The organism is Acinetobacter sp. AOR01_HL (assembly GCF_027855455.1).
Classification (GTDB): Bacteria; Pseudomonadota; Gammaproteobacteria; order Pseudomonadales; family Moraxellaceae; genus Acinetobacter; species Acinetobacter baumannii.
The window spans coordinates 49,419-74,370 of sequence record NZ_JAKTIM010000058.1 but is presented as its reverse complement, the minus strand read 5'-3'; the positions used below and the strand labels follow the sequence as shown (position 1 = coordinate 74,370).

Genomic DNA, 24,952 nt, shown 5'->3' with positions numbered 1-24,952 from the left:
TGAACCGACTGCCCTTTTTTCTAAAAATGTTTCGCTGTTTACAAGGATTTGACATGACTAAACGTACACCTATTTCTTTTGAGTTTTTTCCGCCAAAAACTGATGCCGGTGCTGAAAAACTTCGTATTGTTCACCAAGAATTACAGCAATTAAATCCAGAGTTTTTCTCGATTACTTATGGTGCTGGTGGTTCTACTCGTGAACGCACACTTGCTGCTATTGAAGATTTCAATGGTAAAGGCACTCCTGTTGCCCCTCACCTTTCTTGTATTGGTGATGATAAGACGCGTATTGCTGAACTACTCGATTTATACAAAGCTCAAGGCATTGACCGTATTGTCGCTTTACGTGGTGACTTACCATCTGGACAGGTTGGTCTTGGCGAACTTCCTTATGCTCAAGATTTAGTACGTTTTATTCGTGAGCACTCAGGCGACCACTTTCATATTGAAGTTGCGGCTTATCCAGAAATGCATCCTCAAGCCGAAAGCCTTGACTCAGATATCCAACGTTTTATTGAAAAAGTACAAGCTGGTGCCAATGCGGGAATTACTCAATTCTTCTTTAATCCAGACTCATACTTTTATTTTATAGAGCGTTTGGAAAAAGCTGGAATTAACATTCCGGTCGCTCCTGGTATCATGCCTATTACCAATGCAAGCAATTTAATCCGCTTTGCAGATGGTACTGGTGCTGAAATTCCTCGCTGGATTCGTAAGCAATTACAAGCCTATGGCGATGACAGTGAAAGTATTAAAGCTTTTGGTCATGAAGTTGTTGTTAAGCTATGCGAACGCCTCATTGCAGGTGGTGCACCAAGCTTACACTTCTACTCAATGAACCAAGTCGAACCAACTCGTCAGCTTGTTGTTGACCTTGGTTTAAATTAATTTTGTAAGGCGTACCCAATGAATCGTTTTTTTATCGAAACTGAACTTACAGTTGGCTCAATAATTCAACTAACTGAATCAGTCTTCCATCATTGGGTACGTGTTTTACGCGCACAATTACAAGAACAAGCCATACTATTTAATGGCCAAGGTGGTGAGTATCTCGCGACATTGACCGAAATTAATAAAAAAAATGCGTTTGTCACTATTGAGAATTTTAATCCTGTAAACCGTAATGCTCCTTTTTACGCCATACTTGGTCAGGTCATGAGTAAAGGTGACCGAATGGATTATGCCATTCAGAAAGCAACTGAACTTGGTGTCAGTAAGATTCAGCTCTTGACCAGTGAACGTTGCGAAATGCGTTTGAAATACGACCGCGATCAAAAAAAATTAGATCATTGGCAAGCTGTTGCAATTGCAGCATGTGAGCAATGTGGACTCAATTTAGTTCCAGAAGTTTTAGCACCTATTTCTCTTCATGAATGGTTAAACTCATCTGACCTTCCTGTATCTAAATTTGTTTTAGCTCCTGAAAAAGAACAAAAAGATGTATTGGCAGGGATACAACCTGAACTAGCCCTCTTAATTGGTCCTGAGGGTGGTTTAAGTGACAATGAAATTACGCAAGCCAATCAAGCTGGATTTATGAACTGGTGTATTGGGGACCGTGTATTACGTACTGAAACTGCACCTGTTGTAGCATTATCTATTTTAAATTATCGGTTTTTATCCATATAAACTTATTGAACATTGATTAAATCAACAATTAAAGTTAACTTACTTTTACGGTATGAATATTAATTTAAATTTTTTTCCACTGATAAATCAGATTCTTTCTGTATAAATGTAAAAAAATAGGATAGAAAAATCTTATGTCTGGCCTTCAGGAAGAATATTTACAGCATCAAACAAAAATTGAGCAGCTTCGCCTCTCAATTCAATATATCCGCTGGTATCTTGTTAGCCTAATTTTACTGTGCCTAATTTCAGCTATTATTTTCTTTTGTTACTTTACTTCTTACATTACAAACTTTATTTGGTCAATTGGCTTTACTATTTTAACGCTTACCTGTCTATTATTTGTCCCAAAGCTATTAACACATTATCGTGATATTCATTTCATTAAGAAAACAGATTTAGTGCTACAAGGCATTTGTTTGGCGTCTGGAATTTTAATGGGAATAAATATCATTGTTCTGCATTTTTCCCTTCCTGATACTTTAATATCTGTTTCTGATGTTCATATCCTCATAGCATTATTTATTACCTCAGCTCACATAATTGGTCTTACATTTTTAACTCAACAACCTCGATATTTTTATTTACTCTTTATTCCAAGTACAGTTCCACTCATTATTGGACAGTTTACTCATTCTCAAATCACCCAACTCCCCTTTTACTTTGCATATAATTTAGCTTTCGTCGCAACTTTGCTTTGTGCTTATGCAACTCAGCGTAACTATCAAAAAATTTCTCAACTATTATTTAAAAATAAACAACTTGTTCAAGTAGCAGAACAGCATACTCAATGGGCTGAAGAGTTATGTGTACAGCTCCAACAAGAAGTAAATAAATCTAAAGATATTGAAGCACAGCTTCAATTTAATAATCATTTGCTCGAACAAAAGGTTCGGGAAAGGACATATGACCTCACTAAAATGAATGAGAGGCTTGAAAGCCATCATCATAATTTAGCATTTGCACATGAAACAGCAGGTATCCGACCGTGGGATTGGGATATTGAGAAACAAAAATTAGAAATAACGTTTTTTGATCAACAAAAACAAACTCAAAATACTCCTTTACACCTCAAGTCAATTTTAGAGCGCATTCATCCCAATGACCGAAAGTTATTTGATGAACGTTTAAAAGAGCACTTGGAAGGAAAGTCTGATCACTTCAATATTACTTTCCGCATTTTACGTCGTAATGGTTCTTGGCGTTGGATTCATGACGTAGGACGTGTCATTAGCCGTGATCCTAAAACCAATAAAGCTTTACGTATGGTTGGAATGACCAGAGATATTCATCAGGAAAAAAAAGATCAAGAACATTTGAGACTTTCTGCGATTGTGCTTGAGCAAGCAGCTGAAGGAATTTTTATTCTAGATGAAAAACTCAACTATATTGAAGTTAACCCCTATTATGAGAAATTAACTGGCTTTTCAAAATCTGAATTATTAAGCCAGCAGCTATTTAATATCACAATAAATCAGAAGCTACAGCAACAACAATTTCACGACTCCATTACTCAACAACTTCTAAAAACTGGCGAATATATGGGCCAATTTGATGAAAAGTTTACATCGGGTAAAAGTGTCTATTTATGGCTTCATATTAATGCAGTTAAAGATGAGTACAACCAGATTATTAATTATATTGGTTTTGCACGTGATTTAACCGACCAAAAGCGACAAGAGCAGCATTTATCTTATTTAAAAAACTATGATAGTTTGACTCACCTTCCTAACCGCTTTTACTATTATAATCAATTACATCAATATCTTGTTAATCCATCTTATAGTTTTAAAAATCTGGCTTTAATACGTATTAATATCGATAGATTTAGAGCATTTAATGAATTTCTAAATAATGATAGTGGGGATGAGTTACTTAAACAATTTGCACAGCGACTACGACTGACCAATATCAATGCAATTTTAGTGGCTTACTTAAACGGCGATGATTTTGCAATTATTTATGAAATATCACCTATTCATCCCAACATTGAGCAATATTGCCAAAATATATTACAAGCTTTAAATGCGCCTTTTTATATTGATGAACAAGAATATTTCATTACAGCTTCTATTGGGGTTGCTTGTTTCCCTGAGCATGGCCGGCAAATTGATCACCTCAACAATCATGCCGAACAAGCCTTGTCGGAAGCAAAACGTTTAGGTGGCAATACTATCAGCTATTACTGTAATAAAACTACAAACCCATATAAAACAGCAGACTTAGAACAAGAGTTGCGTAAAGCCATTCAAAATGATGAATTTGTTGTGTATTACCAACCAAAAATTAATTTAAATGACAAATCGATTAAAGGTTTTGAAGCACTCATTCGCTGGCAGCATCCTGAAAAAGGGTTAGTTATGCCGAATATGTTCATTCCTTTTGCTGAACGTAGTAGCCTTATTTCCGATATTGGTAAAGTCGTTTTAGATAAAGTTGGCAAACAGCTACAAGAATGGAAAAAAGCAGGCTACGCCGATGTCCGAGTTTCTGTAAATATTGTTGCTCAACAAATTCATCGAGGTCTTTTACTCAGTGATTTAGACGAAGTTTTAGACACATATCATCTTGATGGTTCAAATTTAGAACTAGAAATCACGGAATCTGCTTTATTAGATAATACTGACAATGTAAAAAAACTATTGCACTCCATTAAAGAACGTAATATTTCAATTGCACTAGATGATTTTGGCACTGGATATTCATCGCTAGCTTATTTAACAGAATACCCAATCGATGTTTTAAAAATTGACCGGGCCTTTGTTTCGAAAATCGGTGATCAAAAACAAGAAGCAATTGTGAATGCGATGATTGCGATGGGTAAAAGCATGGGATTAAAGCTAGTTGCAGAAGGTGTGGAAACCGAAGAACAAGTTATTTATCTACAAAAGCAGCAATGTGATTTTTTACAAGGCTTTTTCTTTAGCCGTCCACTTCATCCAAATCAGATTCTTCAATATCTACAAACAAATACGCATATTTGATAATTGTTTTAACAGTCTATTTTACATGCGCTGGTTTTTCCAAAAATGAGCGTTTTTGACTGTGAGAAATAGAGAAGTAGTGTTATATTCTTTAGCATTTAGCTCACCATGAGGCTATTGGCCATTCGTCTACCTATTATGTTACTTGATATAATTTTGTACATAGTAAGCAGATAAATTACCAACCTTTGTGAGCAACTTGACTAGTTTGCTTTTTTGTATCAATAGAGACTCAGATGGACGATCAATCTTTAAAACAGGCCGCTTTAAATTACCACGAATATCCAAATCCAGGGAAAATCAGCGTCACGCCAAGTAAGCAACTTGTCAACCAACGAGATTTGGCTCTAGCTTATTCACCAGGGGTTGCTGCTCCATGTTTAGAGATTGAACGTGATCCTTCAGCTGCTGCAAAATATACAGCGCGTGGTAACTTGGTTGCTGTTGTCAGTAACGGTACTGCGGTTCTTGGTTTAGGTAATATTGGTCCATTAGCTTCTAAACCGGTAATGGAAGGTAAAGGCGTTCTGTTCAAAAAGTTCGCTGGTGTCGATGTATTTGATATTGAAATTGCTGAAAACGATCCAGATAAAATCGTTGATATTGTTGCTTCATTAGAACCAACTTTCGGCGGTATTAACCTTGAAGATATCAAAGCACCTGAATGTTTCTATATCGAGAAGAAACTTCGTGAACGCATGAAAATTCCTGTGTTCCATGATGACCAACACGGAACAAGTATTATTGTAGGTTCAGCATTATTAAATGCTCTACAAATCGTTAATAAGAAAATTGAAGAAATCAAAATCGTTGCTTCAGGTGCAGGTGCTGCTGCCCTTTCTTGTTTAGATTTACTTTGTGCTTTAGGCGTAAATAAAGAAAACATCATTGTTGCCGATTCTCGTGGTCTTCTTACAACTTCACGTGAAGGCTTGGATGAATCGAAAAAACGTTATGTACAAGACATTAAAGCGACTCAATTACATGAAGTAATGGCTGGCGCGGATATGTTCTTAGGTCTTTCAGCTGCTGGTATTCTCACCAAAGATATGGTGAAACAAATGGCTGAAAATCCGATTATCTTTGCATTAGCAAACCCGGATCCAGAAATTCTGCCTGAACATGCACATGAAGTACGTCCAGATGTAATCATGGCAACTGGTCGTTCGGACTACCCGAACCAAGTAAACAATGCTTTATGTTTCCCTTATATCTTCCGTGGTGCACTTGATGTAGGTGCTACAACAATTAACGAAGATATGAAAATTGCATGTGTACACGCAATTGCACGTATGGCTCACGTAGAAGCTGACGCAGCTACTTATGGTGAAAAATCTGCTTCATTTGGCCGTGACTACTTAATTCCACGCCCACTTGATCAACGTTTGATTTTGGAAATTGCGCCTGCTGTTGCTAAAGCAGCAATGGATTCAGGTGTTGCAACTCGTCCTATCGAAGATTTCTCTGCATATCGTCAAAAACTTTCTGAGTTTGTTTATAACTCAGCATTCTTGATGAAACCGATTTTTGCTCAAGCAAAAACAGATCCTAAGCGTATTGCATACGCTGAAGGTGAAGATGAGCGCGTATTACGTGCTGTTCAAATTGCAGTTGATGAAGATTTAGCTAAACCAATCTTAGTTGGTCGTACAGCAGTCATTGAAGCAAACATCAAAAAATTAGGCTTACGTTTACAACACGGCGTAAATATCGAGATTGTAGATCAAGAACAAAATCCGTTATACGAAGAGTTCTGGAAAGACTACTATCAAACTATGCAACGCAAAGGCATCACTGTTGAATATGCTCAACGTGAAGCTCGCCGTCGTTCAACACTCATTGCTGCGCTTCTAGTTAAGTTTGGCAAAGCAGATGGTATGTTATGTGGTACTTACAGTAGCTACAACATCCACCTTGACTTCGTACGTAATGTAATTGGTCTTAAAGAAGGCATGAACAACTTCTTCACGCTTAATGCATTAATGCTTGAAGATCGCAACTTGTTTATTGCTGATACTTATGTAAACACTAATCCTACTGCTGAACAACTTGCTGAAATGACTATTTTAGCGGCTGAAGAAGTACGTCGCTTTGGTATTACACCACGCGTCGCGCTACTTTCTCATTCAAGCTTCGGTAGTGACCAGACAGACTCAAGCGCTCAAAAAATGCGTGAAGTTTATCGTATTTTATCTGAGCAAGCTCCAGAGCTTGAAGTTGAAGGTGAAATGCATGGTGATGCAGCATTAGACGAAAATATTCGTCATTTTGCATTCCCTGGTTCTCGTTTCAAAGGTTCAGCGAACTTGTTGATTATGCCGAACCTAGATGCAGCAAATATTTCGTTCAACTTGTTAAAAGCAACTTCTGGTAACAACGTAACAATTGGTCCAATTTTGCTAGGTGCTGCTAAACCAGTTCATATTTTGACTCCGACAGCGACGACTCGCCGTCTTATCAATATGACTGCTTTAACTGTTGCTGAAATTCAACAGCAAGAAAAGTAATTTAGAAACCGCTTTTTACGAAAAGCCTTTCTAATGACTTGAGAAAACCTCTATTCTGTAGCATGATTGCTTGAAGAATAGAGGTTTTTTCATGCAAGTGTATTTAGTAGGCGGTGCTGTTCGAGATTATTTACTTGGGCATCCCTATCAAGAAAAAGACTATGTTGTGGTCGGTGCAACGCCGGAACACATGCTCGCCCAAGGTTTTCAACCTGTAGGCAAAGATTTCCCTGTGTTTCTTCATCCCGAAACCAAAGAAGAATACGCACTTGCACGAACCGAACGAAAGTCTGGGCAGGGATATCACGGGTTTCAATTCTTTACTGATACAACCGTAAGTTTAGAAGATGACTTAATTCGTCGAGACTTAACCATTAATGCGATTGCAATGGATCAAGACGGTAAAATATATGATCCATATGGTGGCCAAAACGACTTAGAAAATAAAATTCTACGCCACGTTTCAGAAGCTTTTGCTGAAGACCCTTTACGGGTATTGCGAGTCGCGCGTTTTGCCGCCCGATATTTCCCATATGGTTTTCAAATTGCGCCAGAGACATTGCAACTTATGCAAACCATGGCGGATTCAGGTGAACTTGATGCACTAACACCAGAGCGCGTCTGGAAAGAAACTTCACGCGCTTTAATGGAAAATCATGCCGATATCTATTTCCAAACTTTGCGTGACTGTGGGGCTTTAAAGCATCTTTTCCCTGAGATTGATGCTTTATTCGGTGTGCCTCAACGTCCTGAATATCATCCTGAAGTGGATTGCGGCATTCATACTTTAATGTCATTACAGCAAGCTTGTAAGTCGAACTATTCACTTGATGTACGCTTCGCTGTTTTAGTACATGATCTTGGTAAGGCCCTCACTCCAGCCGAGGAACTTCCTCGTCATATCATGCATGAAGAACGCGGGATTAAGCCAGTTACCCAATTATGTGAACGTTTAAGAGTTCCGACACAAACCAAACAATTAGCTTTATCTGTTTGTAAAGAACATTTAAAATGTCATCAGATTATGTCGTTGAAACCTGGTACTTTATGGCGTCTATTGCAACGCTTAGATGTTTTACGTCGTCCAGAAAGAGTAGAAGCTTTTGTACAAGCCTGTGAGTGTGATGCAAAAGGCAGATTAGGATTAGAAGATCGTCCATATCCTCAAGCTCAATACATGCGTGAAGCCATGCAAATTGTTCGTTCCATTAAAGTTCAAGATTTACCGGAGAACATTAAGGGTGCTGAAATTGGTGAAATGCTTATTCAATATCGAATTGAAGCTTTAGCTGAATTTAAAAATCAGCATCAAAGTCTTAGTCACTCCTAATAAACAACAATAAAAAAAGCCTCAAAATGAGGCTTTTTTTATTTAGGTTTTAACGTCTTGGAAGCGGAATATACTGAGATTGTGTATTCTGTGCTTTTCGCTCACCTACCGTCACCACATAGTTTTGTTGTTTACCTTCTCTTTCAACCAGAACATTAATTTCGCTATTTGGTGCTTGCAAAGCGACATAATTAATTAAATGAGAAGCTGAAGTGATCGGCTCATTATTCACCTGAACAATTTTATCGCCAACTTTAATTCCTGCAGCATCTGCCGGACCATTTTTTAAGACATCAGCAACCACTACACCTACTTGCTGCTTAGGTGCCAATACATCGTCTTGTGTAGGTGGAAGTAAACTAATACCCAACCAACCACGAACAACACGACCATCTTTTAAAATCGAGTTTAATACTTGCTGACAAACCTTTGCCGGAATCGCGAAGCCAATTCCTAAAGAGCCACCCGATTGTGAGAAAATCGCCGTATTCACACCAATCAAGTTACCAGCCACATCGATTAATGCGCCACCTGAGTTTCCTGGGTTAATTGCAGCATCAGTTTGAATAAAGTCTTCATAGGTATTAATACCTAAATCAGAGCGACCCGTTGCTGAAATAATCCCTTGAGTGACTGTTTGTCCTACGCCAAATGGGTTACCAATCGCTAAAACAACATCACCAACTTCATTACCACTGAGCTTAAAAGGCAATACTGGCAATTTATCTAAATCGATTTTAATAACCGCCAAATCCGTATCAGGGTCGGTACCAACAATTGTAGCTTCTGCTCGACGTCCATCATGTAATGCCACCACAATCTGGTCAGCTTGAGCAATCACATGATTATTGGTGAGAATGTAACCATCGGCGCGAACAATAACCCCTGAACCTAAACTATTTTCATTTTGCTGTTGTTGCTCAGGAACCTGATTTCCAAAAAATTCACGGAATACCGGATCACTTAATAAAGGATGATTTTGTTTAACTTTCTGGGTCGTAAAAATATTAACTACTGCTGGTGCTGCAACTTTTACCGCAGCACTATAAGACACCACCCCGCCCGTTCGAGAAGTATCAACCAGTGGCTCAACTTTCTCAGCTGGCATTTGCACCCCATCAACTGCAACAGTTGGTTTCGGCTGATGGTATTTTTGCCATGCAATAAAACTGGCAATTACAATAATAAGTAACACCCAAGGTAACCATGTAAAGGTGCGGCGCACGTTCATATCCTCTACGCAAAGAAGTTTTTAATTAAATTAATATATTGAACAAAAAGAGTTTTCAGTTAAGCATTTTAAATTAAATATGTCGATATACATAAAAAAGTCAAAAAAGATTTGTCTAGCTTTAGTTACACAACAAAATATGTTTCTATAGCTTTAGCAACTTTTACTACTCAATTCAGGAAATATCATGGCAAATTTGCATGAAATTATTCAGTGGTGCGACCAAACCTTAAAAGCAGCAGAATTTAAAGATTACGCACCAAATGGCCTGCAAATTGAAGGTTCAACTGAAGTAAAACGTATTCTTTGTGCAGTGACTGCTTCTGAAGATGCGATTGATGCAGCAATTGCTCAGAATGCCGATCTATTACTCGTACACCACGGTTATTTTTGGAAAGGCGAACCATATCCAATTACTGGTATGCGAGGTAACCGTATAAAAAAACTTATTCAAAATAATATCTCATTAGTCGCTTACCATCTGCCTTTAGATGCACATCCGAGTTTGGGCAATAATATCGCTATTGCAGAAAAACTAAACTTGAAGAATTTAGAGCCACTTGATCTAACCGAGAAACATCCAATTGGTAATATTGGTTATTTAGAGCAAGCGCTTTCTGTAGAGGAATTTAAAGCAAAACTACAAAACAGTTTTGATTTTAAAGTGATCCATTTACCGGCTGAAAAACAAAGTATTCAAAAAGTGGGCTTCTGTACAGGCGGTGCTCAAGATTTTATTGCTAAAGCTGCTTTACAAAATTGCGATGCTTATATTTCAGGCGAAGTCAGTGAACGAACTTTTTATGAAGCAAAAGAATTAGGCGTTCATTATTTTGCCTGTGGTCACCATGCAACCGAACGTTATGGGGTTCAACGTTTAGCACAAGCAATTTCAAAACAGTTTGCTATTGAAAGTGAATATTTTGAATTGAATAATCCGATTTAATTAAGTCTTTTTTTCAATCTGTGTTATGCGTATTAATTAGATCTTTATTGTGTATAGTTCTTTAAAAGGCTGCCCTATTGCATCCAGAATCATTTACAATAGAGCCACTTAATTGTATAACCCAGCAAATGCAAGGAATAGGAACATGACAACCATTACTTTACCTGCACTTCCATATGGCTATGATGATTTAGCGCCACATATCAGTAAAGAAACTTTAGAATACCATCACGACAAACATCACAATACCTATGTTGTTAACTTAAACAACTTAATCAAAGGTACTGACCTTGAAGGTAAAACTTTAGAAGAAATCATTAAAGCAACTGCTGGTGATGCATCTAAAGCTGGTATTTTCAACAATGCTGCTCAAGTTTGGAACCACACTTTCTACTGGAACAGCATGAAGCCAAACGGTGGTGGTAAGCCTACTGGCGCAATCGCTGCTAAAATTGACGAAGCTTTTGGTAGCTACGAAAAATTTGCAGAAGAATTTACTGCTGCTGCAACAACTCAATTCGGTTCAGGTTGGGCTTGGTTAGTTGCTGATGAAGTAAACGGTAAACTTTCTATTACTAAAACTTCTAATGCAGACACTCCACTTGCACATGGTCAAATTGCTGTATTAACAATTGACGTATGGGAACATGCTTACTACATCGATTTCCGTAACTTACGTCCTAAATACATCGCAACTTTCTTAGAAAACCTTGTGAACTGGGACTATGCAAATGCAAAACTTGCAGGCCAACCAGCTGGTGTAGAGAAATAATTTTATTTCTTTATAAAAAACCACCCTGTTTTGGGTGGTTTTTTTATTTTTAGTACAACAAAAGCATATTAATCAAGCAAACGATTCATTTTCTTTAATATTCTTATTGACGCTTTTAGATTTCATCCATAAAATGCGCATCAGATTCTCCAATAGCTCAGTCGGTAGAGCGACGGACTGTTAATCCGCAGGTCCCTGGTTCGAGCCCAGGTTGGAGAGCCATCTACTAATCTCCCATAGCTCAGTCGGTAGAGCGACGGACTGTTAATCCGCAGGTCCCTGGTTCGAGCCCAGGTGGGAGAGCCAAGATTCTAAAAGCCCACATTCATTGTGGGCTTTTTCTTTTCTAATCATTTAATATTTTTCTATTATTTTGAATAAAATCAATGTTTCGAATATTTTTAAACCAATCAGTTAGATATTCTCACTAATTCCATTATTAACCCTTGACCTCGCCCCCTTTCCTGCCTAAAATCCCTTTCCAGATTCTCCCATAGCTCAGTCGGTAGAGCGACGGACTGTTAATCCGCAGGTCCCTGGTTCGAGCCCAGGTGGGAGAGCCAAGATTCTAAAAACCCACTCCTTATGAGTGGGTTTTTATTTGTATGATGTCTTCACATGTTTGAATCGAGTCACTTATTTTTTATTATTTTAGGTTGCTTAAGCACCTGTATTTTTCTTCTTGTTTGTTTACGTCCTTATTTATTTCCAAAACAAAAGTTCTTTGCCCGTCCTGTTATTACTAATTTTGAAACTCAAATGTTTATACGTTTAAAACAGAGTTTCCCAAGTTATCATGTTCTAGCACAAGTGGCTTTTAGCGCATTAATAACCAGTAATGATTATAAGGTTCGTAGTCAGTTCAACCGTAAAGTCACTGATTTTGTTTTGCTTGATGAAAACATGGAAGTAATAGCCATTATTGAGCTAGATGACCCTACTCACCTTGAGAAAGTAGAAGAAGATCGTCTTCGTGATCAAATGCTCATAGAGGCAGGTTATATCGTAAGACGCTATACAAACATCCCGAGTGTACGCCAGCTACAAAAAGATATTTATTAAAAACTACTGTTATTTCTTGTCAGAATTGGCAGCTTCTTTCTCAGCTATTCTTTTTTCCATTTCTAAACGCTGCTGTTCATATTGTTTCTTATTCTGAGCATCACTTTTTGCAGCCAAAAAAAGTATTCCAATAATCAGAAAAGGAATAAGTAAACCTAATCCCATTAATAACCAAGGAACAGATTTTTTTTCAACAGATTGCTGGCTCATAAGTTCTTCAAACTCAAATAATATCGATTTCAGAATGCGTAACAATATAACAAAAAAAGGGCCTTCTTTAAGACCCTTTTAATTTGAATATTTTAAATATAAAAATTATTGTGCTATTCCAGTACATTCAACATTCTTACTAGCATCTATTACTGATGGATCAAGCACTATATTTGTTTTAGCTGGCATCTTAGATTGAACAAATTGATAAATTTCAGCATTTCTACATACAATCGCTTGAGTATGAGCAGCCCCTAAAACAGGTACAAATGTCACATCAGTTCCCATTTTTTTAAGTCCCTCTTGTAAGGTATTAGTAACAGGATATGGTACAGCCATATCCGCAGTACCCTGTACAATCATGACTGGTGAATTGATTTTTTTAGTAGCTGGCTGATTATCTGCCAAGAACTTTTTCACAGTCGGGTTTTCTTGGAAATTACCAGCTAAACCGGGATAATCTAAAACTGTTTTACCGGCATTAGTAGCCAGGAAATCTCGAATATCATCCGCAAATTTATTATGCAAATCGGTTAAACATACACCATTTTCACCTGTAGTCCCCTCTGCGAACTCAGCTATACTTTGAGAACGTTGTTGGAAAATTTCACGATAATTAAATTTAGGCTCATACGCAGTAATACCTACGGTAGTATATGCGGCATATGCAAGAAGCTCAGCATATACTTCTACAGCCGTACCAACAGGTACAGTACCAGCCTGCTCTTTTTTAAGAATATCTTGAATCGCTTGTGGTGCAACTGTAGAAATAATATATCCGAGGCTTGAAGCTGGCGCTCCTGCAACCGCCCCTTTGTAATTAGCATCATTATTAGCAAATTCCGCTGTGCCTAATGAAGCATGTCCACCTTGAGACTGCCCAATCGACATCCATGCACCATTTAACTGATTACCATAATGATCTTTCGCTGCCTTAACAGCAGCTAATGCTGATTTAGCCTCACTTGATAGATTCAAATATGGATGCATTCCCCGGGTGCCCAATCCTTCATAATCTGGGGCAATCACGACATAACCAGCCGCCAACAATGTATCGGCTAAGATCTTAAACCGTGGATTAATTGTATTATTACTTGGTGCACAACTGTCCCCTACACCTACAGTTCCATGTTCCCACACTACTACTCGATAACCATCCTTAGGTTGAGTAACTTTAGGAAACATGACCAGTGCCGTTGCTTGAGCTGTTTTTCCTTGTACATTCTCCATGTTATAGGTCATCACTTTGATAGAGGCAGCACCACTTAAAGTATCTTGAGAATAGTTTTTTTCAGAGATGTACGTTTTATCAGGATTTACTCCAATGTAATCATCATCATCGTCATTACATGCTGTAAGAAATAATGCTGAAATTGATAATGTTATAGCTAAAGCAATTTTTGACCGTTTCATAGAATATCCTTTTTATGTGTTATTTATTCCGCATATTTTTCATGCACAAATATTAAGACATAAAAAAAGTGCTCTGCATAGAACACTTTTCAACCTCACGGTCATTTTTACTATATGAAATTTAAAAATATTCCTAGAAAAATGATTAATCCAACCCAACGATTGTGACGGAATGCCCAAAAACATACCTGAGGGTTGCGGTCTTTGGTTTTAATTGTTTGATATACAAAATCGAATGCCACTACAACTAAAGCAATAATGGCCCAAGGAAATAAGATATTTTCTAAATATAGCGCAGTACCAATCAAAACAAGACTTATTGCTTGTAAAAGCGCAATAATCTGGATGTCATATCGACCAAAAAGAATAGCTGTAGATTTCACACCAATTTTTAAATCATATTCGCGATCTGTAATTGCATATTGAGTGTCATAAGCCACTGTCCAAGCCAAATTACCAAAATACAGCAGCCAGCAAGTCAGATCCGGAGTTTTACCTACCGCAGTAAAGGCCATTGGAATTGACCATGAAAATGCTGCTCCTAAAAAAACTTGCGGTAAGTTGGTATAGCGTTTCATAAATGGATAAATGAAAGCTAAAAATAATGCTCCAAATGACCAGTAGAAAGTTTCTATGGGTAAAAAGAACAACAAACATGCACTTGCTAAAACAAGACCCAAGAATACATATACTGCTTCTCTTGCTCGAATAACCCCTGTTGCTAAAGGACGTGTTTTTGTACGCTCTACATGACCATCTACTTTACGATCAGCAAAGTCATTAATGGCACATCCAGCAGCGCGCATAAAAATGACGCCTAAAATCATGACGAATAAAATACCTAAATTCGGTATTCCTTTTGATGCAACCCAAAGTGCCCACATGGTTGGCCAAAACACCAGTTCAGTACCAATTGGCTTATCAAATCGGCATAGATAATAATAAGCTTCTAAACGCTGACGCCATGTTGTACCTGTTGCAGTCGTCATAGTAATTCCTTGTCGTGCTGCTGATATAAAAAAGCTTCAAAAGCCGGTAAGAATGTTTCTTGAACAATAAATTTACATCCATGCCAAGTATAGCAACTTTGTCGCGTCCAGCCTTCTGGTAAACGAATAACCCGGCGATCACAAAGTGGTGTTGTTCTTTGAAATAAAAAAAGACCTATTGGCTTAGAACCAATATGCTGAAATATACGGGCTTTTTTTTGTAAACTTTGAATGGGAAAAATACTTTTTGCTTTCACCCACGGCTCTACATCACTGCCGTATAAATAGGTTTCCCTTACCCAAGAAGTGTGGGTATGGGGCATGTTCATCCATTGACTGTCGGCAAAAGTTAAACGCTGGAAATGTTCTTTGAAAGGCTTTACGCTGAACTTCCCACCACCCAGCTCAGTGAGTTGTTGTGTCAGAGAACCAGACGCATACAACCATGTTTTCAATTCAGGATTTAAAGTCTTTTCCTGCTTAAGTACTGGTTGTCGTTTACGCATAATCTGCTCACATGAAAACTCGCACCTAGTTTACCCCAATTTTTTGATAAAAAACGTAGAGAATTCAATCAACATTCCAAGCAATAAAAAAGCCTGCATAAGCAGGCTTTTTTATGAAGTATGTATTACAGGCTGTAGTACATATCGAATTCAACTGGGTGAGTAGTCGTATTAAGACGACGTACATCTTCAGTTTTAAGTTCGATGTATGCATCAAGCATTTCTTTAGTGAACACGCCGCCTTTTAACAAGAATTCGTGATCTGCTTGAAGTGCTTCAAGAGCCATATCTAGGCTATGAGCAACTGTTGGGATTTTTGCTTCTTCTTCTGGAGGAAGATCATACAAGTTCTTGTCAGCAGCTTCGCCCGGATGGATCTTGTTTTGGATACCGTCGATACCAGCCATTAACAACGCAGCGAAACCTAAGTACGGGTTCATCATTGGGTCTGGGAAACGAGCTTCGATACGCTTGCCTTTAGGGTTAGAAACGTAAGGAATACGGATAGACGCAGAACGGTTACGCGCTGAGTAAGCAAGCATAATTGGTGCTTCGAAGTGAGGAACCAAACGCTTGTATGAGTTTGTAGATGGATTTGTGATTGCATTCAATGCACGAGCGTGCTTGATGATACCACCGATGAAGTACAACGCCATTTCTGAAAGGCCTGCATATTCATCACCAGCAAACAAGTTCTTGCCATCTTTAGAGATAGACATGTGAACGTGCATACCAGAACCATTATCACCTACCATTGGTTTAGGCATAAACGTAGCTGTTTTTGCATATTGATGTGCAACGTTCCAAACAGCATATTTGAACTGTTGAACTTCGTCAGCTTTACGTACAAGCGTATTGAAGCTCACACCAATTTCTAATTGGCAAGAAGCAACTTCGTGGTGGTGTACTTCTACACGACCTGGGCCCATGATGTCTTCAATTTTTGCACACATTTCTGCACGCATATCTTGTGCAGAGTCAACTGGAGGAACTGGGAAGTAACCACCTTTAACACGTGGACGGTGACCTGAGTTACCAGACTCGTAATCTTTACCAGTAGACCAAGCAGCTTCTTCAGCGATTAATGTATGACGAGCGCCAGACATATCGATGTCCCATTTCACTTCGTCAAATACAAAGAATTCTGGCTCTGGACCAAAGAATGCAGTATCACCGATACCTGTAGATTTTAAGTATTCTTCTGCACGGCGAGCAATCGAACGTGGGTCACGTTCATAACCTTGACCAGTTGAAGGTTCAATAACGTCACAAGTCACAACTACTGTTGGCTCAGCAAAGAACGGGTCGATGAAACCAGTTTCTGCATCCGGACGTAAAATCATGTCAGATGCTTCAATACCTTTCCAACCAGCGATTGAAGAACCATCGAACATTTTACCGTCTTCAAAAGTATCTTCATCAATAGAATCAGCTGGGTAAGTTACGTGCTGTTCTTTACCCTTAGTATCAGTAAAGCGAAAATCGACCCATTTTGCGCCACTTTCTTGTATGAGTTGAAGGACCTTGTTCGCCATGCTCATTTTGCTCCAATGAAATTTTGTTGCACTTGTTGAGTGCGTGTTAGTTGCTGGTATTTATTAAGCAATTCTCATACCAACTTTATAAGACTTACCTAAAACATTGAATTACTTATAAGTATTCATGATTTAGGCCCCTTGTCTTGAACCCATTATACTGTTTGCTTGTGTAAATGCACCATATTCACACATTTTCAAATTATGGCATATTTAAATAGCTCATTATTGCCCTAATTTAGTGCAAAATTGTTGCACTGATATAACCCGCTGCATCAATTTCTAACAGTCGTCCATGATCATAATACTTTCTTATATATAATGCTGAGATTCTTATCGGATTACTTGAAAATAATCACTCCTTTGACATCGATCTTCCCCAATGAGTTCCTTTGGTTTATTTCAGCAACTTAAATTTATGACTTAAACCATCAGTTAAATGCCTTCTGCTTTAGTTAAAATCTAATAATTATTTTTCATTTTTATGAATTTCTCTAAATAAACGCACTATTTAGTCGCTATCTAAGCAGTTAATAAGACCACATATAGTAGATCTCACATTACTCGACAAAAAATAAATTTTACTATTCATGTTCTTTTTCATTCACTTTTTTTATACAGGCCAAACTTGCTTTTATTATTAAAAAAAACTAAAAACTATATGCATAAATTTTTGTTATAAATAAACAAACCAAAAGTTATGTTTATAAAAAACTTAAAAGCATTCAAGGATTTGAATAATGAAATATGACTTTGAACAATCGGATAAAGCTTTTTTCGGCCATCCTAAACCATTACAAACGCTATTTTTTACAGAGCTTTGGGAAAGATTTTCTTATTATGGAATCCGACCCTTACTCGTTCTTTATATGATTGCGATGGTCAATGACGGTGGTCTAGCACTTGATCGACCAACTGCCGCAGCGATTGTTGGATTATTTGCAGGCTCCATGTATTTAATGACCGTTTTTGGGGGGTGGGTTGCTGATAACTGGTTAGGCCAAGCACGTGCTGTCTGGTACGGTTCAATTATTATTGCCTTAGGTCACTTATCAATTGCCCTTACATCTGTATTTGATCAATCTTTCTTTTACTTAGGTTCAGTACTGATTGTTTTAGGTACCGGATTATTTAAAACATGTATTTCCGTGATCGTGGGAACACTATATAAAGCCAATGATGCAAGACGTGATGCAGGTTTTTCCATTTTCTATATGGGAATTAACATGGGGTCATTTATTGCCCCACTTATTACAGGGCTTTTGGCGAAAGACCATGGCTGGCATTTAGGCTTTGGTATTGGTGGCATTGGGATGTTAATTGCTTTATTAATTTTCCGTTTTATGGCAATGCCTCAGCTCCAAACATTTAATGAGCTACGCCAAGAAGCTAATAGCTGTAGCAAACCTGTTGTAGAAAATAAAAATGCGCCTAAAATTGTATTTAGCTTTTTATTCGCAGTTGCAGTCGTTATTGCGCTAACCTTCCTCGGTATCATTCACATCAATCCCGTCGCTGTCGCAACCTATTTAACCGTAGGTATTAGCATTGGGATTATTGCTTATTTTGCATATTTACTACTTTTCCTGAATTTAGAGCAACATGAAAAATTTAAAATAATTATTTGCTTCGTTTTATTAGCAGCCTCTGCCCTATTTTGGTCAGCTTTCGAACAAAAACCCACGACTTTTACTTTATTTGCGCAAGATTATACGGACCGTATTGTTTTCGGATTTGAAATCCCAACTGTATGGTTTGAATCAATCAATGCTCTTTTTATTATTATCTTTGCTCCCGTTGCAGCTTGGCTATGGGCGAAGCTAGGTAAAGCGAATAAAGATCCAAGCTATATCAGCAAATTTATTATTGCGTTGTTATTCGCAGCAGGTGGCTTTTTACTTATGTCTCTAGCCAGTCATTTTGCTATTCATGGCGGAGTAGTTTCACCATTTTGGTTAGTCGGTACTTTATTTCTTCTTACCATAGGTGAACTTTGCTTAAGCCCAATTGGCTTATCAACCATGACCAAACTTGCACCTGATGTCATACGTAGTCAAATTATGGGTTTATGGTTTACAGGTACAGCTCTTGGCAACCTCATGGCAGGTTTAATTGGCGGGCAAGTCTCGGCAGATGGTATTAATCATTTACCTAGCCTATTTATGCGCTGTGTATTAGCCTTGGTTATTGGCGCAATCGTGTTATTTTTATTAAAGAAACCAATGAATAAATTAATGGACAAAAGTACCAACAAAGTTCAACCTGATTTGGAAACGATATGAACGACTTAACTGTTCCAGAAAAACTAGCGAAACTTCGAGAACTCATGACCAATCAAAGTATTGATGCTTTGGTTGTTATGAGTGCAGATCCCCATATGTCTGAATATTTACCAGACTATTGGAAAGCAAGGCAGTGGTTAAGCGGTTTTAGTGGCTCTGTTGGCACTTTAGTTGTGACCCAAAACTTTGCAGGACTTTGGGCCGATGGGCGCTATTGGGTACAAGCCGAACAACAACTCGCTGGAACTGGCTTTCAATTACAAAAACTGACCAGTGATGAATCTTCTACACATCTCGCATGGATTGAGAAAAATCTACTGGCTGGTTCGGTTATTTCAGTAAATGGGCAAACACTTTCAATCCAGCAATTTAAAGCGTTGGAAAATACAGCAAAGCAACGTGGCTTTAAGCTTGAAACACAGCAAGATTTAATTGGCTTGATCTGGTCTAATCGTCCAGAACTTCCTTTAGAGCAGATTCATTTAATGCCTGAAGGGTTAAATGCCCTATCTCGTAAAGAAAAAATTCAGGCAATACGCGAAACATTAAAAACTAAAGCGATTGAAGGACATTTCATTTCATCTTTAGATGATATTGCATGGGTCTTAAATGCACGTGGGCAAGATGTAGAATACAACCCTGTATTCCTTTCACATTTATATATCAGTACTCAACAGGCTGTTTTATTCATTGATAGCAACAAAGTTGATTTAACTACCCAACAGGCTTTCAAAGCTGATGGCATTGAGATACGTGACTATCAAGATTCAGCTCTGTTTTTAGCAAATATTTCTAATGCATCTGTGCTGTTAGATCCAGCCAAAGTATCGATTTATCATGAGCAAGCTATCGCAAAAGATATTCAGGTTGTCTACGACATCAACCCAAGTACACTTTTTAAATCGCGTAAGCATGAAAGTGAAATAGCTCATATCCGTCATGCCATGGTGAAAGATGGTGTTGCCCTTTGCCATTTCTTCCACTGGTTAGAAAAAGCACTTCATCAAAGTCAACGCATTTCAGAACTCACCATTGATGAAAAGATTACAGCTTTCCGTGCTGAGCAAAACGGATTTATAGGCCCAAGCTTTTCAACAATTGCCGGCTTTAATGCCAATGGTGCTCTACCTCACTACCGTGCAACTGAAGAACATTACTCATTCATTGAAGGCGATGGCCTATTACTGATTGACTCTGGTGGACAATACGTAGACGGCACTACCGACATTACCCGTGTTGTTCCTGTAGGAACACCAACAGAGCAACAAAAACGTGACTATACTCTGGTTTTAAAATGTCATATTGCTTTGGCAAAAACGATTTATCCAGAAGGTTTAGCCGCTCCTCTACTCGATTCAATTTGTCGCCATACTTTATGGCAACATGGTTTAGATTATCGCCACGGCACAGGTCACGGCGTAGGCTTTGCGCTTAACGTACATGAAGGGCCGCAAGTGCTTTCTTATTACGCGCCTATTCATGCCTATAGTAAGTTGCGTGAAGGTATGATTCTTTCTAACGAGCCGGGCTTATACCATGAGGGACAATACGGTATTCGTATTGAGAATCTGGTTGCAAACAGACTTCACTCAGGGTTTGAGAAAACCTACGGCGATTTCTTAGAGTTTGAAACGCTGACCATTTGCCCGATTCATTTAGATTGTATTGTCGTTGACATGCTAACGGATGAAGAGAAAGACTGGTTAAATGGTTATCATGAAACTGTTCAAGAAAGACTGGCTGAACATTTATCTGGCGATGTTTTAGATTGGTTGATTTATAACACACGTAAGATTTAATCTTCTTGTATGACCAAGGCAAAATAGTTTTTTATTTACAATAGAAGCTTATTCTGCCTTATTTGTACTTATCTATAATTTCAAAAAACCTCACTTTTTAAAGCCGTTTTTTCTGCAAATTTCTAACGAATGAAATAGTTAAACTGGTTACTTCTTTTTTTGCTATATTAGCCCATTAGAAAGCGGCTTCTTATTTTTCAAACCTAAAAAGTCTTTTCTAAACAGTGAGTATGAATGTGAGTAATATTCTAACTACTCATTAAATATATTTTAATTATCATGAGGTTAAGTTCATCATGCTTCTAATGATCGACAATTACGACTCTTTTACCTACAACATCGTCCAGTATTTTGGCGAGTTGAATCAGGAAGTAAAAGTAGTTCGCAATGATCAAGTCACATTAGAGGATATTGAACGATGGCAACCAAAATATCTTGTGATTGGCCCTGGCCCTTGCTCTCCAAGTGAAGCAGGTATTTCAATTCCTGCAATTAATCATTTTGCCGGAAAAATTCCTTTACTTGGGGTGTGTTTAGGCCATCAAAGTATTGGGCAAGCTTTTGGTGGGAAAATTGTAAGAGCCAAAACGGTGATGCACGGACGTTTATCTGACATGTACCACAGCAATAAAGGTATTTTCAGTAATCTTCCTAGCCCTTTCTCAGCAACTCGTTATCATTCATTAGTCATTGATCAAGAAACACTACCTGACTGCCTTGAAGTAACATGCTGGACCAATGAAGCAGATGGCTCAATGGAAGAAATTATGGGCGTTAAACATAAGACACTTCCTGTTGAAGGCGTGCAATTCCATCCGGAATCCATTTTGAGCCAACATGGCCATCAAATCTTTAAAAACTTTTTAGACATCTACGCATAAGTTAGCCGTCAATAGATTGTTTTTAAAGTAATTTGATAAGAACCCTTAATAAAAAAGCCAACTACGATCAGTTGGCTTTTTTATGGCTGAATCAATTACAACTTTAACTGTTGCACAATTGACCCATCTTGTTTTGCTACCAGCGATTCGCAGAGTTGAATACGCTCTTTAGTCTGTTTCAATCCTCTTTCTACCCCAACCAATTCTTTAGTTCGTGGTGCAAAAAAGTCATTTAACTGTGCCGCTTGTTGTTGGGTACATGCTGCCCCACTAAACATTGCAGGGAAACGCCCAGCCGAAGATTTACCTAAACGATCAAACACAGCATCATGATTTACCTTAAACCAGGACCATAAGCCACCTTGTTCATCTCCATAATTATTGATTGAGTTGACCACGGTACGAACTTCACCAACTTTAACACGCGGGTTCAAAATCAACTGTCGTGCTTGTTGGCGTGTTGCTTCTTGATTTGCTGAACCTAGGGCTGTAAGAATCGCAAGACGCTGTGTCGGTTGAGTCACGCGTTGTAACTCTCCAGACAATCGGTCAAAAGCTGGTTGACCTTTTTCTTGTACACGTACAGCCAAAATAGTTGGCAATAATTCAGGTGTTACTTGCGCAAAATTAAGCTGCTTTTGAGCAAATAGAGCATCTGACTGTTTTAACAGTTGAGTACGAACTTCAGGAACTTGAATATCTAAAGCAAGAAATCTAACCAACTCACTACGCCATAAACTGTCTTCAGCTGATTCACCTGTTTTGCTGACATAACCCAACTGATTTAATTTAGGTAAATATAAATTTGCCAAAACTTTTCTAAAATGTTCACGTTCAGCTTCTGTTTTTAATACATGACGATGAATGGTACTTAACTGGGAAAACAGCGCTGTACTAATTTGTCGACTATTTGAATTGGTGAATTTCTTCGCGGCATCTACGACAGCCAACAAATTAATATCACCGTGGTTAAATGCAGCTGAAATCGCGTAGGCGTAGGCCAGCTGTTCAGTATTAGAAAGCTTTTCTGTAGCTGCAGTCAGACGAGTAAATTCTTTTTGTGGCAAACTAAATTGGTAGTATCCTGCCGCATCTGCATTTGGTATATACCAACTGCCAAGGCTGGCACCTTTGAGTTCAATCTTGACTTCTGCTTGGTCTACCAGCTCACACTGCACTTTACTGCCTGCATTTGGAACTTCATAACGTACACATAACGGTACACCCCAGAGGCTTCTTGCATCACCCTTTGAGCCCACAGGTAAATAACGGCTTTGCTTCACATTTAAAAAGACTTTATTGCCTTCTTGCTGTAGTGAAGTATTGAGTAAAGGTACACCCGGTTGATCAAGGAAACTTTTCATCGCTCTAGTAAAGCGCTCACCTTGTCCAGACTGCTCTGCTAAAGCGCTAATTAAATCATTGGCTGTCGCATTACCATATTGGTGCTTATTAATATAATTGCGCACCCCTTGTTTGAATTTTTCTTCGCCTAAATAGCTTTCAAACATATTTAAAACAGCCGCACCTTTTTGGTAAGTAATACCATCAAAAGCCGTTTGAATATCAGCATTGCTTAAAATAGGCTGACGAATACGACGCACACTTACCAAGCTGTCACTTTTCATCGCATCTGCAGTGTCTGTAATACGTTCTAGGTCAGCATTAAATTCGGGATGTAATTTTTGAGTAATTTTACTTTGCATCCATGTGGCAAAAGATTCATTTAGCCACAAATCATCCCACCACGGCATCGTGACGACATCACCGAACCACTGATGTGCCAACTCATGTGCATTGACATTAAATGAATTCTGTACAAAAAAAACTGGCGAGTCATTATCTAGCAACATCAAGTAGTCTCTAAAAGTAATTAACCCCGGGTTCTCCATTGCTCCGGCAGCAAAGTCTGGTGCTGCAAGTAAGTCGAGCTTGTCAAATGGATAACCAAAGGCAAAATAATCTTCTAAAGTTTTTAAAATGGCTGGCGTTTCAGATAAGGCTTGCTGCATTTTTTCAGCTTTAGCATCGGGCGCAATACCACGTAACTGGATCGGCTGCTTACGCCACGAAGTTGCTCCAATATCAGGCCCTTTTTGTAATTGCCACGGTCCAACAGCCAATGCAAGTAAATATGTTGGCAATGGTTTAGTTCGTGCAAAACTGAGTGTTTTCCAACCCAACTTCTCTGCTTGCTCCGAAGTTTGTTGGGTATTGGCAAACCCTGAATATTTGCTTGGAATCGTCAAACGAATATTAAACGGCGTTTTAAAACGTGGCTCATCAAATGACGGAAATGACTGGCGTGCACTAATTGCTTCCATTTGAGTCATCACATAAGGTTTTCCCTCAAACTCAATTTTATAAATACCATCGAGCTGCTGGTCATACGCTGCATTAAAATCTAGAACAAGTTGATACTGTCCTGCGGGCAAAGTCTTGGCAAATTTAATTTTACTCACCCCATCGACCTCGGAGGCTTGCTCATATTTTGCCTTGGTTTTAGTACCCTCTGCCGATGTGATATTCACATCTTTAACCGTCAAAGATTTACCATGAATCCAGATGTGATCTGTGGCTTGAGCCAGCTTTAAATGAATAGTAGTTTTACCGGTATAGCCTTTTTGTGCGGGATCAATCTTAAAATCTAAATCATAAGATTCGGGTACGACCCACTCAGGTAATTTACCAATCGGGATTTGTTCACTGTTATTAGATGCAAAAATCTGTGTAGCCGATAAAGATAATAATGTTGTAAGTAACAATCTTTTTTTTAATGAAGGCTTGACCAGCATAAGGGGTTTTATCCTCTGTAGTTTTAAATAAAAAGATGCAGCAAATGCTGTACCACTTCGCTGCATCCATACATCATTC

At 38.4% G+C, this 24,952-nt stretch carries 18 protein-coding genes and 3 tRNA genes; 14 read left to right on the top strand and 7 right to left on the bottom strand.

The window, feature by feature from the left end; all coding sequences use genetic code 11:
• The first annotated feature begins 53 nt into the window (after positions 1-53).
• From metF to MKL62_RS19055, 5 genes are all read left to right on the top strand, one after another.
• Positions 54-890 carry a methylenetetrahydrofolate reductase [NAD(P)H] gene (metF, locus tag MKL62_RS19075; protein ID WP_000167014.1) on the top strand — a complete coding sequence of 279 codons (837 nt, stop codon included), beginning with the start codon at positions 54-56 and terminating at the stop codon, positions 888-890.
• A gap of 18 nt (positions 891-908) precedes the next feature.
• Positions 909-1,631 (top strand): 16S rRNA (uracil(1498)-N(3))-methyltransferase, encoded by a 723-nt coding sequence (locus MKL62_RS19070; protein WP_005128239.1) that lies wholly within the window; start codon positions 909-911, stop codon positions 1,629-1,631.
• Positions 1,632-1,765: 134 nt separating this feature from the next.
• Entirely contained in the window at positions 1,766-4,615 is a 2,850-nt protein-coding gene (locus tag MKL62_RS19065; RefSeq protein WP_000016038.1) for a putative bifunctional diguanylate cyclase/phosphodiesterase, read from the top strand.
• 236 nt (positions 4,616-4,851) lie between these two features.
• The gene (locus tag MKL62_RS19060; protein ID WP_000342684.1) at positions 4,852-7,122 is read left to right on the top strand and encodes an NADP-dependent malic enzyme; all 2,271 of its coding nucleotides are present in this window, start codon (positions 4,852-4,854) and stop codon (positions 7,120-7,122) included.
• Between the two features lie 91 nt (positions 7,123-7,213).
• Positions 7,214-8,452: a multifunctional CCA addition/repair protein gene (locus MKL62_RS19055; protein WP_001198539.1), complete on the top strand. Its 1,239-nt coding sequence runs from the start codon at positions 7,214-7,216 to the stop codon at positions 8,450-8,452.
• Between the two features lie 49 nt (positions 8,453-8,501).
• Here MKL62_RS19055 and MKL62_RS19050 read toward each other — a convergent pair whose 3' ends face one another.
• Entirely contained in the window at positions 8,502-9,677 is a 1,176-nt protein-coding gene (locus tag MKL62_RS19050; RefSeq protein ID WP_001254962.1) for a S1C family serine protease, read from the bottom strand.
• A 193-nt stretch (positions 9,678-9,870) separates the two neighbouring features.
• On the opposite strand from MKL62_RS19050, the gene MKL62_RS19045 reads away from it, so the two are divergent.
• From MKL62_RS19045 to MKL62_RS19020, 6 genes are all read left to right on the top strand, one after another.
• Positions 9,871-10,629: a Nif3-like dinuclear metal center hexameric protein gene (locus MKL62_RS19045; RefSeq protein ID WP_001284922.1), complete on the top strand. Its 759-nt coding sequence runs from the start codon at positions 9,871-9,873 to the stop codon at positions 10,627-10,629.
• 145 nt (positions 10,630-10,774) lie between these two features.
• The gene (locus MKL62_RS19040) at positions 10,775-11,401 is read left to right on the top strand and encodes a superoxide dismutase SodB (RefSeq protein ID WP_000208082.1); all 627 of its coding nucleotides are present in this window, start codon (positions 10,775-10,777) and stop codon (positions 11,399-11,401) included.
• A 146-nt stretch (positions 11,402-11,547) separates the two neighbouring features.
• Positions 11,548-11,623, top strand: a tRNA-Asn gene (locus tag MKL62_RS19035).
• 8 nt (positions 11,624-11,631) lie between these two features.
• Positions 11,632-11,707: transfer RNA gene (locus tag MKL62_RS19030), tRNA-Asn, on the top strand.
• A gap of 181 nt (positions 11,708-11,888) precedes the next feature.
• Positions 11,889-11,964: transfer RNA gene (locus MKL62_RS19025), tRNA-Asn, on the top strand.
• A gap of 55 nt (positions 11,965-12,019) precedes the next feature.
• Positions 12,020-12,463 carry a DUF2726 domain-containing protein gene (locus MKL62_RS19020; RefSeq protein ID WP_000464149.1) on the top strand — a complete coding sequence of 148 codons (444 nt, stop codon included), beginning with the start codon at positions 12,020-12,022 and terminating at the stop codon, positions 12,461-12,463.
• Between the two features lie 9 nt (positions 12,464-12,472).
• Here MKL62_RS19020 and MKL62_RS19015 read toward each other — a convergent pair whose 3' ends face one another.
• The 5 genes from MKL62_RS19015 to glnA all read right to left on the bottom strand — a co-directional run bounded on the left by MKL62_RS19015 (position 12,473) and on the right by glnA (position 17,122).
• Positions 12,473-12,673, bottom strand: a complete 201-nt coding sequence (locus tag MKL62_RS19015) for a hypothetical protein (RefSeq protein WP_000082790.1) — start codon at positions 12,671-12,673, stop codon at positions 12,473-12,475.
• Positions 12,674-12,778: 105 nt separating this feature from the next.
• Positions 12,779-14,086 (bottom strand): lipase family protein, encoded by a 1,308-nt coding sequence (locus MKL62_RS19010; protein WP_000830583.1) that lies wholly within the window; start codon positions 14,084-14,086, stop codon positions 12,779-12,781.
• A gap of 110 nt (positions 14,087-14,196) precedes the next feature.
• Complete coding sequence (gene ubiA / locus MKL62_RS19005; RefSeq protein WP_000205474.1) at positions 14,197-15,075, bottom strand: 4-hydroxybenzoate octaprenyltransferase; 879 nt, start codon at positions 15,073-15,075, stop codon at positions 14,197-14,199.
• Positions 15,072-15,581, bottom strand: coding sequence for a chorismate--pyruvate lyase family protein (locus MKL62_RS19000; protein ID WP_001231791.1), 510 nt, complete (start codon positions 15,579-15,581; stop codon positions 15,072-15,074). The genes ubiA and MKL62_RS19000 overlap by 4 nt, the downstream gene beginning before the upstream one ends.
• 125 nt (positions 15,582-15,706) lie before the next feature.
• Positions 15,707-17,122 (bottom strand): type I glutamate--ammonia ligase, encoded by a 1,416-nt coding sequence (gene glnA, locus MKL62_RS18995; RefSeq protein WP_000061267.1) that lies wholly within the window; start codon positions 17,120-17,122, stop codon positions 15,707-15,709.
• Between the two features lie 734 nt (positions 17,123-17,856).
• Between glnA and MKL62_RS18990 the strand changes: the two genes are divergently transcribed.
• The 3 genes from MKL62_RS18990 to MKL62_RS18980 all read left to right on the top strand — a co-directional run bounded on the left by MKL62_RS18990 (position 17,857) and on the right by MKL62_RS18980 (position 22,078).
• The gene (locus tag MKL62_RS18990) at positions 17,857-19,398 is read left to right on the top strand and encodes a peptide MFS transporter (protein WP_270899801.1); all 1,542 of its coding nucleotides are present in this window, start codon (positions 17,857-17,859) and stop codon (positions 19,396-19,398) included.
• Positions 19,395-21,197, top strand: a complete 1,803-nt coding sequence (locus tag MKL62_RS18985) for an aminopeptidase P family protein (RefSeq protein ID WP_005128238.1) — start codon at positions 19,395-19,397, stop codon at positions 21,195-21,197. The genes MKL62_RS18990 and MKL62_RS18985 overlap by 4 nt, the downstream gene beginning before the upstream one ends.
• 296 nt (positions 21,198-21,493) lie before the next feature.
• The gene (locus tag MKL62_RS18980) at positions 21,494-22,078 is read left to right on the top strand and encodes an anthranilate synthase component II (RefSeq protein WP_000925673.1); all 585 of its coding nucleotides are present in this window, start codon (positions 21,494-21,496) and stop codon (positions 22,076-22,078) included.
• Between the two features lie 95 nt (positions 22,079-22,173).
• Here the strand turns inward: MKL62_RS18980 and MKL62_RS18975 are convergent, their stop codons facing one another.
• Positions 22,174-24,939 carry a M1 family metallopeptidase gene (locus MKL62_RS18975; protein ID WP_079270557.1) on the bottom strand — a complete coding sequence of 922 codons (2,766 nt, stop codon included), beginning with the start codon at positions 24,937-24,939 and terminating at the stop codon, positions 22,174-22,176.
• Between the last annotated feature and the right edge of the window lie 13 nt (positions 24,940-24,952).

What these genes read in the sequence shown, in the direction of transcription:
- metF (WP_000167014.1), top strand. Translation starts at nt 54, where the DNA reads ATGACTAAACGTACACCTATTTCTTTTGAGTTTTTTCCGCCAAAAACT.
- MKL62_RS19070 (WP_005128239.1), top strand. Translation starts at nt 909, where the DNA reads ATGAATCGTTTTTTTATCGAAACTGAACTTACAGTTGGCTCAATAATT.
- MKL62_RS19065 (WP_000016038.1), top strand. Translation starts at nt 1,766, where the DNA reads ATGTCTGGCCTTCAGGAAGAATATTTACAGCATCAAACAAAAATTGAG.
- MKL62_RS19060 (WP_000342684.1), top strand. Translation starts at nt 4,852, where the DNA reads ATGGACGATCAATCTTTAAAACAGGCCGCTTTAAATTACCACGAATAT.
- MKL62_RS19055 (WP_001198539.1), top strand. Translation starts at nt 7,214, where the DNA reads ATGCAAGTGTATTTAGTAGGCGGTGCTGTTCGAGATTATTTACTTGGG.
- MKL62_RS19045 (WP_001284922.1), top strand. Translation starts at nt 9,871, where the DNA reads ATGGCAAATTTGCATGAAATTATTCAGTGGTGCGACCAAACCTTAAAA.
- MKL62_RS19040 (WP_000208082.1), top strand. Translation starts at nt 10,775, where the DNA reads ATGACAACCATTACTTTACCTGCACTTCCATATGGCTATGATGATTTA.
- MKL62_RS19020 (WP_000464149.1), top strand. Translation starts at nt 12,020, where the DNA reads ATGTTTGAATCGAGTCACTTATTTTTTATTATTTTAGGTTGCTTAAGC.
- MKL62_RS19015 (WP_000082790.1), bottom strand. Translation starts at nt 12,673, where the DNA reads ATGAGCCAGCAATCTGTTGAAAAAAAATCTGTTCCTTGGTTATTAATG.
- MKL62_RS19010 (WP_000830583.1), bottom strand. Translation starts at nt 14,086, where the DNA reads ATGAAACGGTCAAAAATTGCTTTAGCTATAACATTATCAATTTCAGCA.
- ubiA (WP_000205474.1), bottom strand. Translation starts at nt 15,075, where the DNA reads ATGACGACTGCAACAGGTACAACATGGCGTCAGCGTTTAGAAGCTTAT.
- MKL62_RS19000 (WP_001231791.1), bottom strand. Translation starts at nt 15,581, where the DNA reads ATGCGTAAACGACAACCAGTACTTAAGCAGGAAAAGACTTTAAATCCT.
- glnA (WP_000061267.1), bottom strand. Translation starts at nt 17,122, where the DNA reads ATGAGCATGGCGAACAAGGTCCTTCAACTCATACAAGAAAGTGGCGCA.
- MKL62_RS18990 (WP_270899801.1), top strand. Translation starts at nt 17,857, where the DNA reads ATGAAATATGACTTTGAACAATCGGATAAAGCTTTTTTCGGCCATCCT.
- MKL62_RS18985 (WP_005128238.1), top strand. Translation starts at nt 19,395, where the DNA reads ATGAACGACTTAACTGTTCCAGAAAAACTAGCGAAACTTCGAGAACTC.
- MKL62_RS18980 (WP_000925673.1), top strand. Translation starts at nt 21,494, where the DNA reads ATGCTTCTAATGATCGACAATTACGACTCTTTTACCTACAACATCGTC.
- MKL62_RS18975 (WP_079270557.1), bottom strand. Translation starts at nt 24,939, where the DNA reads ATGCAGCGAAGTGGTACAGCATTTGCTGCATCTTTTTATTTAAAACTA.